Annotated in this window: 14 protein-coding genes, 2 tRNA genes and 1 pseudogene; 11 read left to right on the top strand and 6 right to left on the bottom strand. The window is 68.5% G+C overall.

Features of this window, described 5'->3' with window-relative positions; translation table 11 throughout:
• Nucleotides 1-77 precede the first annotated feature (77 nt).
• From ACWD6N_RS32415 to ACWD6N_RS32365, 11 genes and pseudogenes are all read left to right on the top strand, one after another.
• Nucleotides 78-458, top strand: a pseudogene (locus ACWD6N_RS32415) (FtsK/SpoIIIE domain-containing protein); the annotation flags it as partial.
• Nucleotides 455-898: a hypothetical protein gene (locus ACWD6N_RS32410; RefSeq protein ID WP_450005886.1), complete on the top strand. Its 444-nt coding sequence runs from the start codon at nucleotides 455-457 to the stop codon at nucleotides 896-898. The pseudogene ACWD6N_RS32415 and the gene ACWD6N_RS32410, both read left to right, overlap by 4 nt.
• A gap of 96 nt (nucleotides 899-994) precedes the next feature.
• Nucleotides 995-1,393, top strand: coding sequence for a DUF6197 family protein (locus ACWD6N_RS32405; protein WP_354967074.1), 399 nt, complete (start codon nucleotides 995-997; stop codon nucleotides 1,391-1,393).
• The gene (locus ACWD6N_RS32400) at nucleotides 1,390-1,689 is read left to right on the top strand and encodes a hypothetical protein (protein WP_354967075.1); all 300 of its coding nucleotides are present in this window, start codon (nucleotides 1,390-1,392) and stop codon (nucleotides 1,687-1,689) included. The genes ACWD6N_RS32405 and ACWD6N_RS32400 overlap by 4 nt, the downstream gene beginning before the upstream one ends.
• Nucleotides 1,686-2,096: an RRQRL motif-containing zinc-binding protein gene (locus tag ACWD6N_RS32395; RefSeq protein WP_450005883.1), complete on the top strand. Its 411-nt coding sequence runs from the start codon at nucleotides 1,686-1,688 to the stop codon at nucleotides 2,094-2,096. The genes ACWD6N_RS32400 and ACWD6N_RS32395 overlap by 4 nt, the downstream gene beginning before the upstream one ends.
• Nucleotides 2,093-2,383: a hypothetical protein gene (locus ACWD6N_RS32390; RefSeq protein WP_450005881.1), complete on the top strand. Its 291-nt coding sequence runs from the start codon at nucleotides 2,093-2,095 to the stop codon at nucleotides 2,381-2,383. Before ACWD6N_RS32395 ends, ACWD6N_RS32390 begins: the two co-directional genes overlap by 4 nt.
• Nucleotides 2,370-3,188: a DUF2637 domain-containing protein gene (locus tag ACWD6N_RS32385; RefSeq protein ID WP_450005879.1), complete on the top strand. Its 819-nt coding sequence runs from the start codon at nucleotides 2,370-2,372 to the stop codon at nucleotides 3,186-3,188. Before ACWD6N_RS32390 ends, ACWD6N_RS32385 begins: the two co-directional genes overlap by 14 nt.
• A complete protein-coding gene (locus tag ACWD6N_RS32380) occupies nucleotides 3,185-3,448 on the top strand; it encodes a hypothetical protein (protein WP_450005877.1) in 264 nt (87 codons plus the stop codon). The genes ACWD6N_RS32385 and ACWD6N_RS32380 overlap by 4 nt, the downstream gene beginning before the upstream one ends.
• Entirely contained in the window at nucleotides 3,448-5,244 is a 1,797-nt protein-coding gene (locus ACWD6N_RS32375; protein ID WP_450005875.1) for a replication initiator, read from the top strand. Before ACWD6N_RS32380 ends, ACWD6N_RS32375 begins: the two co-directional genes overlap by 1 nt.
• Before the next feature lie 30 nt (nucleotides 5,245-5,274).
• Nucleotides 5,275-5,550, top strand: a complete 276-nt coding sequence (locus ACWD6N_RS32370) for a helix-turn-helix domain-containing protein (protein WP_450005873.1) — start codon at nucleotides 5,275-5,277, stop codon at nucleotides 5,548-5,550.
• A complete protein-coding gene (locus ACWD6N_RS32365) occupies nucleotides 5,550-6,818 on the top strand; it encodes a tyrosine-type recombinase/integrase (protein WP_450005871.1) in 1,269 nt (422 codons plus the stop codon). The genes ACWD6N_RS32370 and ACWD6N_RS32365 overlap by 1 nt, the downstream gene beginning before the upstream one ends.
• A 15-nt stretch (nucleotides 6,819-6,833) precedes the next feature.
• Here ACWD6N_RS32365 and ACWD6N_RS32360 read toward each other — a convergent pair.
• The 6 genes from ACWD6N_RS32360 to gyrB all read right to left on the bottom strand — a co-directional run bounded on the left by ACWD6N_RS32360 (nucleotide 6,834) and on the right by gyrB (nucleotide 12,867).
• Nucleotides 6,834-6,909 (bottom strand) — tRNA-Ala (locus ACWD6N_RS32360).
• 45 nt (nucleotides 6,910-6,954) lie between these two features.
• Entirely contained in the window at nucleotides 6,955-7,083 is a 129-nt protein-coding gene (locus tag ACWD6N_RS32355; RefSeq protein ID WP_208869723.1) for a DLW-39 family protein, read from the bottom strand.
• Between the two features lie 43 nt (nucleotides 7,084-7,126).
• A tRNA-Ile gene (locus ACWD6N_RS32350) sits at nucleotides 7,127-7,200 on the bottom strand.
• A gap of 151 nt (nucleotides 7,201-7,351) precedes the next feature.
• Nucleotides 7,352-8,263 (bottom strand): DUF3566 domain-containing protein, encoded by a 912-nt coding sequence (locus tag ACWD6N_RS32345; RefSeq protein WP_387324876.1) that lies wholly within the window; start codon nucleotides 8,261-8,263, stop codon nucleotides 7,352-7,354.
• 4 nt (nucleotides 8,264-8,267) lie between these two features.
• Nucleotides 8,268-10,790, bottom strand: coding sequence for a DNA gyrase subunit A (gyrA, locus tag ACWD6N_RS32340; protein WP_354967084.1), 2,523 nt, complete (start codon nucleotides 10,788-10,790; stop codon nucleotides 8,268-8,270).
• Nucleotides 10,791-10,920: 130 nt separating this feature from the next.
• Nucleotides 10,921-12,867: a DNA topoisomerase (ATP-hydrolyzing) subunit B gene (gene gyrB / locus ACWD6N_RS32335; protein ID WP_450005869.1), complete on the bottom strand. Its 1,947-nt coding sequence runs from the start codon at nucleotides 12,865-12,867 to the stop codon at nucleotides 10,921-10,923.
• Nucleotides 12,868-13,112: the final 245 nt, after the last annotated feature.

Here is a 13,112-nt window from a genome sequence, read left to right as displayed (position 1 = left end):
GACGTCACTCATGGCCACACTCTCGCAGGCCGGTCTGGCCGGAGCGAAACCACCTTACGAGCGCGCGGCGACCCCTTGGAATTGATCATCTAGGCCGGGCCTGCGGCATGCCTGTCGTCGCCGCGACTCAGCGGCCGTCGTGGGACATCATCCCCGCCAGCCTGCGGGACCTGTTCGGCTACCGGGCCGCGTTCCGCTGCACCTCGCTGAACAGCTCGAACATCATCCTTGGCCAAGGCTGGGCCGAGCAGGGCTACACCGCCTCCGACATCTCACCCACCAATCAGGGCGCGGCCTACCTCCTGGCCGAAGGCGGCGTGCCCCGCCGCATCAAGGCCGCCTACCTCACCGACACCGACATCTACAACATCGCCGACTACGCCGCCTGGACCCGCCGCCCCACCGGCGGCAGCAGCGTCCCGGCTGGCTCCCGCATGGATTGGGAGATCGCCGCATGACCGCCATCGGCTACCGCGACCACACCCTGATCGGCCTGCCCGAACAGGTCGCCAACGTCATCCGCAACCACCACAGCGCCGGAACCCTGGTCTCGATGACCGCACCCCGGCCCGTGTCGCCCACCGACCCGCGTATCCGGGTCGCCCTGCGCCTGGTCGACACCACCGCCGGCCCTCGTCCGGTGCGGGTCACCTCCCCGCGCACCCACATCACCGACCGCGCCCGGCCCCGTCGCGTCCGTCGTACCCGGCGGGTCATCGCCATCACCACCGCCGCCGGCACCGTGTTGGCCGGTGTCATCGCCGCCGTCGCCTACCTGGTGGCGTTCCTGGCCGACCACGCGGCCATCATCGCCGGCCTCCTGGCCGTCGCCGCGCTCATCCTCGCCGCCCTGCGCGGCTCCACCGGCAGCGGCAAACGCCACTGCCCCGGCTGCTGACCACCAACAAGAACGGCCGACAGGACCAGATTTCGCCTGGCAGCAGAGCTGGTCCTGCCGACCTCCCACCAACAGCCCCGAAAGGACGTGGCTGCCATGAAGGCTACCCACAACCCACCCACCGCAGCACAGGTCACCCCCGCTGACCTGCTGCGGATGTCTGCCCTCTACCTGCTCCGGCACGGCTGGACCCAGGGCGACTACTACACGATCGTCTTCGACGCCCTCACCCCCCGCGCCTGCATCTCCGGCGCTATCGGCATGGCCGCCTACGGCGTCGCCACTGAACTGCCGTTCTTCACCACCCGGCCCGAGTGCGGCGACTACCGCGCCGCCGCGTACGCGCTGCTCGACTACCTCGGCTTCACCGCATCGTCCGAGCTGTTCGGATGGAACGACCGCCCCGGACGCACCATCGCCGAGGTCATCCACGCCCTCAACGCCGCCGCTGACCGGTGGGACTCCCTCCACACCCAGGGGGGCGGAAACCGATGAGCGCCGTCAAGAAGCCCTTGACGCCGAACCTGCCTCGACAGAAGCGCCGCAATGTGGTCGAGAACGACGAGTTCGCCGCGTTCGGCCGCCGGATCATCCGCGCTCACGGCCGCCGCGTCGCCACCGGTGACGTTGAAGCACTGCGCGACCTGGTCGCCCTCTCATCGGTGATCGACGACGCCATCGGTGAGGCCGTGATCGGCCTTCGTGCGTTCGGCTACTCCTGGGCGGAGATCGGCTCCCGTCTCGGCATCTCCAAGCAGGCCGCCCAGCAGCGCTGGGGAGACAAGCCATGACCGACCTTCGCAGCGTCGACCTTGACAACCTGGCCGACCGCACCGGCATCCGGGTCGAGTTCTACGACCCGCTCGGCACCCGCTACGGGTTCCCCACCTTCCCCTACCACTGCGCCCCGGACGGCCTGGCCACCGTGCGGCAGCTCCGTGCCGCCGGCCTTCGCCCCAACGGCCAAGACCCCATCGCGCAGATCTATTGGCGGCACCGCAAGAACCGTCGGGTCGCCTACCTCTACCGCCTCGACATGGCCGCACCGAAGCGCACCGCCACCCCGGCTCAGCGGGAGGCGATCAACAAAGCATTGCGTGCCCGCCGGACCTGCCGCGTCTGCGCCCAGGTCAAGCCCTACTACATCCCCCGCCGCTACGGCGAATGCCTCGACTGCCACGAAGGGAACCCGTCGTGAGCTTCAACCTTGCTGACTCCTGCCTGTGGTGCATCGAGCAGAACACCCCTGCCGGCATCCACGACATCCTCGGCCCCGTCTTCACGCCCTGCCCCGCCTGCCTGCCGGTCTGCGGCATCTGTGAGGGCGAAGGACTGTTCCCGGCCGACTTCACCTGCATGCCCTGCTTCCTGAACAGCATGGCCGTGATCGGCCTGTCCCCGCTGTTCTGCCTCGGCTGCTCCGGCGTTGTCGGCCTGGTCGACCGCGACCACGTCACGGAGGTGACTCCCCATGGCCACCACTGACCCCGCCGTCGTCACCGAGCAGTTCGCCGCTGAGTACGCCCGCAACGCCGTGCCCACGATGCTCAAGGCGATCAGCTCGATCAAGCGGTACAACCGGTTCGTTCTCCTCGGTGCGCTGCTGACCAGCTACCTGCACCAGGCCCACTACCTGTGGGCGCAGAACGCCGGCTACTTCGCCTACCTGGTGCCGCTGATCTTCGACGCCGCGATGGTGTCGATGCTGACCGTGGTGCGTACCTCCGGCATCGCCAAGGACGCCAAACGCGGAGCGCTGGTCGTCTTCGCCGCCGCCGCCATGCTGTCGGCCACCATCAACTTCGCCTCCCCGGGCAGCCTCGGCCTGCGCCTGGTCTTCGCCCTGGTCGTCGTCCTCGTCATCGGCGTCGAACTCGTCGCCGGACGTATCCGCCCCGACTTCGCCGCCATCCAAGCCGAAGCCGCCGCCCTCCTCACCGCCGTCAATAACCTCACGACGGCACCGGCCGCTGAACCGACCGACACCCCGGGCACCCCGCCGACCGTCGACACCACGCCGGAACCTGCTCCAGTCGTCGACACCCAGCCGGCACCCATCACGGCACCCCCGTTCACACCAATCCCGGTCGCCCGGCCGGAGGTCCCGGCGCACCTGATGCCCACCGCTCGGTTCGTCATCGGACGCCATGAGCAGAGCACTGGCCGACCCATCACCGCCGATGAACTCGCCGCCCTGCTCTCGGTCACCCCGGACATCGCCCGGGAACTGCTGCACACCATCACCGGCCACACGGCCGTTAACGGCACCCCGGTCGGTGGTGCCCGATGACCATCCACGTCGTCGACATCGAATACACCCTCCACACCTGCCCGGCCTTTGCTGAGGCGCACCCCTACGACACCCGGCGCACCGTCATCGACGTCATCCCCGGCGGCCTCTGCCGGACTCCGGTCACCATCCGCTGCGGCGAAACGACCGCCACCATCGCGTGTCACCGGCACGAACCGGCCGACCGCCAGTGCGGCGCCTGCCGCATCATCGTCACCCAACACACCATCACCACCCGGCACCTCACTGAGGCTGCCTGATGGTCTCGACGCTGGACCTCACACCCCGAGCCTCGGCCCGGGGTGTGGGCTCGAACGCCGACACCACCACCCCGTATGTCGGCTACACCGCCGCCGGCTCCGCCTTCACCCGCGCCCAGCACCCCGACTATTTCGGCTGGCTGGAACACGTCCGCGCCGCCGCCGGCTGTAGCCGCCCCATCCGCCTCGCCGGCCAACTCCTCACCGTCGAACCCACCACCGGGCGGCTCCTCGACGCCCGGCACACCGACGCCATGCCCGACGCCGCGATCTACAAGGCGTGCGGCAACCGACGCGCGGCTGTCTGTCCCGCCTGCGCCCAGACCTACCAACGCGACGCCTACCAACTTCTGCGCGCCGGCCTCGTCGGCGGCAAAGGCATCCCCGAAACCGTCGCCGCGCATCCAGCGGTGTTCGCCACCTTCACCGCTCCTACCTTCGGCACCGTGCACGCCCGAGCGGTCAAACGGCACACCTGCGCCAACCGCAAACGCTGCGACTGCCGCGCCGAACCGTGCCACGCCCGCCGCGCCACCGACCCCACCGCCGGCCTCTGCGCCCACGGTCGCCCGGCCGTGTGCTGGGCACGTCACGAGACCGGCGACCTGGTGATCGGGCGGCCGTTGTGCTTGGACTGCTACGACCACGACCACCAGGTCGTCTGGAACGTGTTCTCCGGCAAGCTCTGGCACCGCACCAAGCAAGCCGCGGAACGCCACCTCGCCCACCTCGCCCGGCAACGCGGCATCCCCTCCGTCGAGGTGGTCACCTCCTCCGGCAACACCCGCAAAGTCGCCCCGGTCCGGCTCTCACCCGGGAAGGTCGCTGAGCTTCAAGCTCGGGCAGCGGTCCACTTTCACGCCATCGCCCGCCTCGACGGCGTCAACCCCGCCGACCCAGACGCGATCGTTCCGCCTCCGTCCTGCTTCACCGTCGACGACCTGGTCGACGCGTTACGGCACGCCGCCGCGCAGGTCGTCTTCGCCACCCCACCACACCCGGACCGGCCCGACGGCTGGCCAATCACCTGGGGCGAGCAACTCGACCTGGAGCCCATCACCACCAGCGGCGCGGGAGAAGTCACCGACAGCCTGGTCGCCGGCTACCTTGCCAAGTACGCCACCAAAAGCACCGAGGTAACCGGGCACCGCTCCGTCAGGCTCGACGCCGACACCATCGGCGACTACGCCGACCCCGACGGCGACCACACCGCCCGCCTCATCGACGCCTGCTGGCGCATCGGCCGACCCACCGGCACACCCGTGCCGCTGTCCCAACGGCCCCGCGACCACCGGCCTCGGCCCGGCTTCGTCCAGCGCTGGGAGTGCCCCGACTGCGGCACCCACACCCGTTATGCCGCCTGCCCCGTCTGCGTCGCCCACCGTCAAGCCAACCTTGACGCCGAACCGACGAAACCAGCGACGACCAACCCTTATGCCCGGCTGCGGCGATGGGCGCACATGCTCGGTTACGGCGGCCACTTCCTCACCAAATCCCGCCGCTACTCCGTCACCTTCCAACTCCTGCGCGACACCCGCGTCAGCTTCCGCCGACACGAGCACCAGGACCAGGCCGACGAGCAACCCGGCACCCTCCGGGCCGTCGACCACCTCGACGACACCACCCTGATCGTCGGCACTCTTACCTTCGCCGGAGTCGGCTGGCACACCACCGGAGACGCCCTGCTCGCCAACACCGCCGCCGCCATGGCGCGTGCCCGACACGCCGCCGGCCGCGAAGAACTCGCCCACGAACTCGCCACCACCCCCGCCGGAACCGCGCCGGCTGCCGCCTGACTCCGACAGACCTGAGGAGGTCACCCCGTCATGAGCACCACCGCCCGACCCAGCCCCGTTGTTCGGCTTGTCCCTCGCACTGGGGCGGTCGTCGTCGAGCCGGTCACCTACACGGTCCGGGAAGTCGCCAAGCTGCTGGGCATCTCGCTCGGGAGCACCTACGCACTCGTCCGGGACGGCACCATCCCCGCCACCCGCCTCGGTGGGCGGTGGGTCATCCCACGCAACCGGTTCCATGCGTGGCTGGACGCCGTCACCGAACCTGCCGCCACCGGCACCGGCACCGGCATTGGTGGGAGGCGCTGATGGGCCACATCGTCAAAACCCCTGCCGGCACCTTCCGGGCTAACTGGCGCGACGCCACAGGGCGGCAGAAGGCCAAGACTTTCCGTACCAAGCGAGCGGCGTCGGCCTTCCTCGCTGAGACTGAGGCATCGCTGTCTCGCGGCGCCTACGTTGATCCGAGCGCCGGCCGAACCAAGTTCAGCGCCTACGCGGATCGCTGGCTGTCGTCCCGGTCGGTGGAGGCGACCACCCTCGCGGCCTGGTCCTCTCGCCTGCGGGCGCGGTTGCTGCCGTACTGGGGCGGTTGGCAGCTCGGGAAAATCGATCACCTTGCCGTGCAGGAGTGGGTGACCCAACTGGGTAAGCAGGTTGCGCCCGCCACCGTCGCCTCGTGCTTCAGCCTGTTCTCCTCGATCCTTGCTTCGGCCGTCCGGAGCCGCCTGATCGCGTTCAACCCCTGCGAGGGTGTCCGCCTCCCGGCCCAGCGGAAGCGGGCTGGGGGAGTGCAGACCATCTCTCAAGCCGACGTGATGGATCGGCTCCTACCGGCGGTCCCCGAGTGGCATCGCGCTCTCGTCGCTGCTGCGGCCGGTGCTGGTCTGCGATGGGGCGAGTGCCTGGGCCTTCGGTGGGGCTGCGTTGATCTCGACGCGTCGACCCTGGCTGTCGAGAGGGTCGTCATCGAGGTCGATGGTCACCTGTTCGACAAGCCGTACCCGAAGTCAGCCAAGAGCCGGCGGAGCGTGCCGCTGGCTCCGTTCCTGGAACAGGCGCTCCGACGCCATCGCGAGCTGGTCGCGCACTCTCCAGATGATCGGGTCCTCACCAACTACGAGGGCGGCTCGATGTTGCGCAGCAACTTCCGTCGCCAGGTCTGGCGGCCGTCACTTGTTCGCGCTGGGCTTCTCGGCCAGGTCGCCGAGGTCGGGCCGTTCAAGTTCCGCGCCACCTGGTCTGACCGCGAGGGTGCGGAGTGGTCGGCGGAGGTCACGACCGAGCGGGAAGCGGTCGACTGCGTGGCGACCAAGGCGGCGGGCGGCCTGCGGTTCCACGATCTGCGGCACTGCTACGCAACGTGGTTGGTGTCCGGCGGAGTCCCGGTCAACATCGTTCAGGCGGTGATGGGCCACGAGCAGGCGTCCACCACGCTCAACCGCTACACGCACACGCCGGCGGATTTCCACGAGTCGGTGCGCAGGGTCTTCGGCGGTTCTGCTGACGATCCGCTGACGGCCAAAGATGGTCCTCAATCCGACGGCGAGCCGACAGAAGAGGAAGACAGGCCGTGACCAGGCCGAATGGTGTGGTGGAGCCCAGGGGACTCGAACCCCTAACCCCTGCCTTGCAAAGGCAGTGCTCTGCCAGTTGAGCTAGGGCCCCGTGGGCGGCTGCGGCGTCGCCGATCGTTCGCCGCTGCGCCGGACGTCAGCGCAGGTCGGGCGCGGTGGTCGCCTCGTGCCACAGGGCGCGCTCGTCGTTCGAGGCCTTGACCTTGTTGAACACGACGGCGGCCACGCCGACGACGCCGGCCAGAATCAGCAGCTTCTTGAACATTGGGGCCACCCCTCGCGCTCGACTACCGTCGGACGACGTGCGGTGGGGCTAGCTGGAATCGAACCAGCGACCTCAGAGTTATCAGCTCTGCGCTCTAACCGACTGAGCTATAGCCCCGTGTTGCGACGAGCAAGGTTAACCCATCCGCTCAGCCGGCCCCAAATCGGGGTCCGGGCCCGCGAGCCGGGCCGTTGACACCTGCAGAACCTACCTGGGTACGGGACGCCGGAGCGACCGCATTTCGCGGTGCCCCGGCGTCCCGATTGCCTCAGTCCCGCTCGGCGAGGGTCAACTCGATCCCGCCAACCAGGTCGGCGCAGACGTTGTAGACGAACGCTCCCAGCGTGGCCAGCGCGGTGAAGAGCACCACGTTGACCAGACCGATCAGCGCCGAGCTGAGGATCACGCCCTTGGCGGTGATCTGGAAGCCGCTGGTGCTCTGCCCCCCGCCGGCGTTCACCAGGTCGCTCAGGCTGTCGTTGACGCTCTGGAACACCCCCATCGCGTCCAGCGCCAGGTAGAGCACCGACGTGGCGACCACCACGACGATGAAGAGCACCACCGAGACGGCGAACGCGAACTTCATCACGGACCAGGGGTCGATCCGCTTCAGGTTCAGCCGGGCCCGGCGCGGTCCGCGGGACGCCGCCGAGCTGACCGAGGTACGCGCTGCGCGTACCGCGTCACCGACCCGGGCCGCCCCGACCGCCGAGGCGTTGCCGATTCCCGGCGGCAGACCGCCGCCGCTGGCCGGGCGGCTGGTGCCGGTGGCACGCCCCCCGTCCGGCTGCGGCTGGGTCATGCCGGGCGTGATCCGGGGCTGGGTGCCGGCGGTCCCGGCAGCCCCGGCGGATGCCGCCTCGCCGGGCCGGACACTGATCGGCTGGGTGGTCGTGGGACGGGCCGGGGTCGCCGCCACCGGAGGCGAGTCGGTGGACGCCGGCGCCTCGACGCCGGACGCCTCGGTCTTGTCGCCCGACCCACCGTCCTCACCGGGCTGGTCCGGCGGGGGTGTCATGCCGGGAGCCCGGGTGAATTTCGGGGCAGGCGCGTCGGCGGGGACCGTTGCCCGGCCCACGGCCGCGCGGCCGGTCGCTGGTGTGCCGCCCTTGGCGGCCTCCTCGTCGACCGGGTTGGCCGAGGTCCCCGTGTTCCCCGACTTCGCCTGTGTCTCCGTCATTCAACTAGTCCTGTTCGTCGGGTTCGTCGGCATTGCGAGCAATGGCCACGATAGTCACGCCGTCCGGGAGGTCCATCAGCTTGACCCCCATTGTGTTCCGGTCACGCGTACGGCGTACAGGCTTCACCGGAGTCCGGATGACACCACCGTTGCTGGTGATCGCGAACAGCTCGTCGTCCGGGTCGATCACCACAGCGCCGACCAGACCACCGCGCCGCTCGGTGATCTTCGCAGTCAACACGCCCTTACCTCCCCGGCCCTGCACCGGGTATTCCTCGATCGGGGTACGTTTCGCGTATCCCCCGTTCGTGGCCACCAGAACGTCCAGGCCCTCCCGAACGACCTCCATGGCGAGCAGGACGTCGTCGTCCGTGAAGCGCATGCCGATCACGCCGGAGGTGGCGCGACCCATCGGCCGCAGCGCCTCGTCGGAGGCGTTGAACCGGATCGCCTGCGCCTTCTTGGAGACCAGCAGCAGGTCGTTCTCCGGCGCAACCAGCGCAGCACCGACCAGCTCGTCCTCATCGCGCAGGTTGATCGCGATGATTCCGCCGGAACGGTTGGAGTCGAACTCCTCGAGCCGCGTCTTCTTCACCAGGCCGTTCTTCGTGGCCAGTACCAGATAGGGGGCTACCTGGTAGTTCGGGATTTCGATGATCTGCGCGATCTGCTCGTCCGGCAGGAAGGCGAGCAGGTTGGCCACGTGCTGGCCCTTGGCTACCCTACTGGCCTCCGGCAACTCGTACGCCTTCGCCCGGTAGACGCGTCCCTTGTTCGTAAAGAACAGGATCCAGTCGTGGGTGGAGCATACGAAAAAGTGGCTGACGATGTCGTCCTGCCGCAACGTGGCGCCGCTGACGCCCTTGCCGCCCCGCCGCTGCGAGCGGTAGAGATCGACCTTGGTCCGCTTGGCGTACCCGGTCCGGGTGATCGTGACGACCACGTCCTCCCGGGCGATGAGGTCCTCCATCGAGACCTCGCCGTCGAACGGGATGATCTGCGTACGCCGGTCGTCGCCCCACTTGGCGACGATCTCGCCGAGCTCCTCCGAGACGATCTTTCGCTGCCGCTCCGGCTTGGCGAGGATGTCCTTGAACTCGGCGATCTCGATTTCCAACTTGGCCAGGTCGTCCACGATCCGCTGCCGCTCCAGCGCGGCCAGCCGGCGCAGCTGCATGTCCAGGATCGCGGTCGCCTGGATCTCGTCGATCTCCAGCAGCCGGATCAGGCCCTGCCGGGCGTCGTCCACAGTCGGCGACCGCCGGATCAGGGCGATCACCTCGTCCAGCGCGTCCAGTGCCTTGCCCAGACCACGCAGGATGTGCGCCCGCTCCTCGGCCTTGCGCAGCCGGAACGCGGTCCGCCGGCGGATCACGTCGACCTGGTGCTCGACGTAGTAGCGGATGAACTGGGCCAGGTTGAGCGTGCGCGGCACCCCGTCGACCAGAGCCAGCATGTTGGCGCCGAAGGTCTCCTGGAGCTGGGTGTGCTTGTAGAGGTTGTTCAGCACGACCTTGGCGACCGCGTCGCGCTTGAGCACGAGCACGATCCGCATGCCGGTACGACCGGAGGACTCGTCGCGGATGTCGGCGATCCCGGCGAGCTTGCCCTCCTTGATCAGCTCCGCGATCCGCTCGGCGAGATTGTCCGGGTTGACCTGGTAGGGCAGCTCGCTGACGACCAGGCAGGGCCGGCCCCGCTTGTCTTCCTCGACCTCCACCACCGCGCGCATCCGGATCGAGCCGCGACCGGTGCGGTACGCGTCCTGGATCGCGGTGGTGCCGACGATCAGGCCGTGGGTCGGGAAGTCCGGACCCTTGACGATGCCGAGCAGGGCTTCGAGGGTGGTCTCCTCGTCCTCCTCCGGGTGCTCCAGGCACCACTGCACCGCCGCACCGATCTCCCGCAGGTTGTGCGGCGGGATCTTGGTGGCCATGCCGACCGCGATGCCCTCTGAGCCGTTCACCAGCAGATTGGGGATCCGCGACGGCAGGATGGTGGGCTCCTTGGCCCGGCCGTCGTAGTTGTCCTGCAGGTCGACGGTGTCCTCGTCGATGTCCCGCAGCATCTCCATGGCCAGCGGGTCGAGCTTGCACTCGGTGTATCGCATGGCGGCGGCGGGGTCGTTACCCGGAGAGCCGAAGTTGCCGTTGCCGTCGACCAGCGGATACCGCAGCGACCAGGGCTGTGCCATCCGGACCAGCGCGTCGTAGATCGCCGAGTCGCCGTGCGGGTGGAACTGGCCCATCACGTCGCCGACGACCCGGGAACACTTCACGTAGCCGCGGTCCGGCCGGTAGCCCGAGTCGAACATGGCGTAGAGGATCTTGCGGTGCACCGGCTTGAGCCCGTCCCGGACGTCCGGGAGCGCACGACCGACGATGACGCTCATCGCGTAGTCGAGGTAGGAGCGCTGCATCTCCACCTCGAGCCCGACCGGTTCGATCCGGTCGTGCGCGACCACGGCGGCGATGGCCTCGGCGGGGACCTCAGGCTCGTTCGGTGTGGACTCGGGAGAATCGGTCACTGTATACCCTTATCAGACTCAGAGTCGTTTTCGTGCTGTGGATAACGGCTGTGGATACTGGCCAAGCTGTGGATAACTCTGTGGATCGGCGGGTCGCTCGGGTTCACCCCGGCCGACCCGCCGAGCTCCGTCAGATGTCCAGGAACCGCACGTCCTTGGCGTTGCGCTGGATGAACGACCGGCGCGCCTCGACGTCCTCACCCATCAGCACGCTGAACAACTCGTCGGCGGTCGCCGCGTCGTCGAGCGTGACCTGACGCAGAGTACGCGTTGCCGGGTTCATCGTGGTTTCCCACAGCTCGGGATAGTTCATCTCGCCGAGGCCCTTGAACCGCTGAATGTCGTCCGGCTTGGCGTTCGGCTTCTTCTGCTGGCGCAGCGCGATCAGCCCGTCCCGCTCACGATCGGAGTAGGCGTACTGCGCGTCGTCGCCCTTCTTGTTCCACTTGATCTTGTAGAGCGGCGGGGCGGCCAGGTAGACGTGGCCCATCTCGACGAGCGGGCGCATGAACCGGAACAGCAGGGTGAGCAGCAGCGTCTGGATGTGCTGGCCGTCGACGTCCGCGTCGGCCATCAGCACCACCTTGTGGTAGCGCAGCTTCTCCATGTCGAAATCGTCGTGGATGCCGGTGCCCAGCGCGGTGATCAGCGCCTGGACCTCGTTGTTCTTCAGCACCCGGTCGATGCGGGCCTTCTCCACGTTGAGGATCTTGCCGCGGATCGGCAGGATCGCCTGGGTCCGCGGGTCCCGGCCCTGCTTGGCCGAGCCACCGGCCGAGTCGCCCTCGACGATGAACACCTCGGACTCGCGCGGGTCGGTGGACTGGCAGTCGGCCAGCTTGCCCGGCATCGAGCCGGACTCCAGCAGCGACTTGCGGCGGGCCAGCTTGCGCGCCTGCTGCGCGGCGATCCGGGCACGAGCAGCCTGGGAGGCCTTCTGAATGATCATCTTGGCCTCGGCCGGGTTGCGGTCGAACCAGTCGACCAGCCGGTCGTTGCAGACCCGCTGCACGAAGCTCTTCACCGGGGTGTTGCCGAGCTTGGTCTTGGTCTGGCCCTCGAACTGCGGGTTGGCCAGCTTGACCGAGATGATCGCGGCGAGCCCTTCCCGAATGTCCTCGCCGGAGAGCTTCTCGTCACCCTTGAGCAACTTCTTGTCGGTGCCGTACCGGTTGACCACGCTGGTCAGCGCGGACCGGAAGCCCTCCTCGTGGGTGCCGCCCTCGTGCGTGTTGATCGTGTTGGCGAAGGTGTAGACCGACTCGCCGTACGACTCGTTCCACTGCATGGCGATCTCGAGCGACATGCCCTCCTCCTCGGCGCCGAACTCGACCACGGTCTTGTGGATCGGGTTCTTCGAGGCGTTGAGGTGCCGGACGAAGTCGGCGATGCCGCCCTCGTAGAGGAAGGTCACCTCACGCTGGCGGCCGTCCTCCTCCTCGGCCACCCGCTCGTCGAGCAGGTGGATGCGGAGGGCACGGTTGAGGAAGGCCATCTCCTGGAGCCGTCGGTAGATGGTCTGGAAGTCGAAGTCGACGGTCTCGAAGACGTCGGGGTCGGGCCAGAAGGAGACCGTCGAGCCGCTGCGGTCGGTGGTCTCACCCTTGTCCAGTGGGCCGGCTTTGGAGTTGTTGTACTGCTGCCGCCACACGAAACCGGACTTGTGGATCTCCACGGCCATCCGGGTGGAGAGCGCGTTCACGACGGAGACGCCGACGCCGTGCAGACCACCGGAGACCGCGTACGCCTTGCCGTCGAACTTGCCGCCCGCGTGCAGCACGGTCAGTGCGACCTCGACGCCCGGCTTCTTGAGCTTCGGGTGCAGGTCGACCGGGAAGCCACGGCCGTTGTCAGTGACCTGGACCCCGCCGTCGGCGAGCAGCACGACGTCGATGGTGTCGCAGTATCCGGCCAGCGCCTCGTCGACCGCGTTGTCGACGACCTCCCAGACGAGGTGGTGCAGACCACGTTCGCCGGTGGACCCGATGTACATACCGGGCCGCTTGCGAACCGCCTCCAGCCCCTCGAGAACGGTGATCGACTCTGCGCCGTACTCCTGCTTGTCCTGCGCTGCCACCCTCGGCCACTTTCTCGCGTCGTCGGCGCCGGAAGGGCGCGTCGGGCGCGGGTTCGGCGGACAGGACGCGACGTCGGCGCGCGGACCGGTGCCGGATATTTCCGGACAGTGGGTCGAACGCGCCGGTCGCCGCGGTTGCCCGCGGATCGCGATCGGCTCGACCCGACGTGGAGAATGATCCTGGGGCCACCGGCCCCGTCCCTCGCTCCGCACCGGGTCTTCGTCTCACCGTCAATCCTACTGCG

The organism is Micromonospora sp. NPDC005163, from assembly GCF_053599835.1.
Note: the sequence above shows the minus strand (reverse complement) of the source record. Positions and strands in the feature narration are given on the sequence as shown.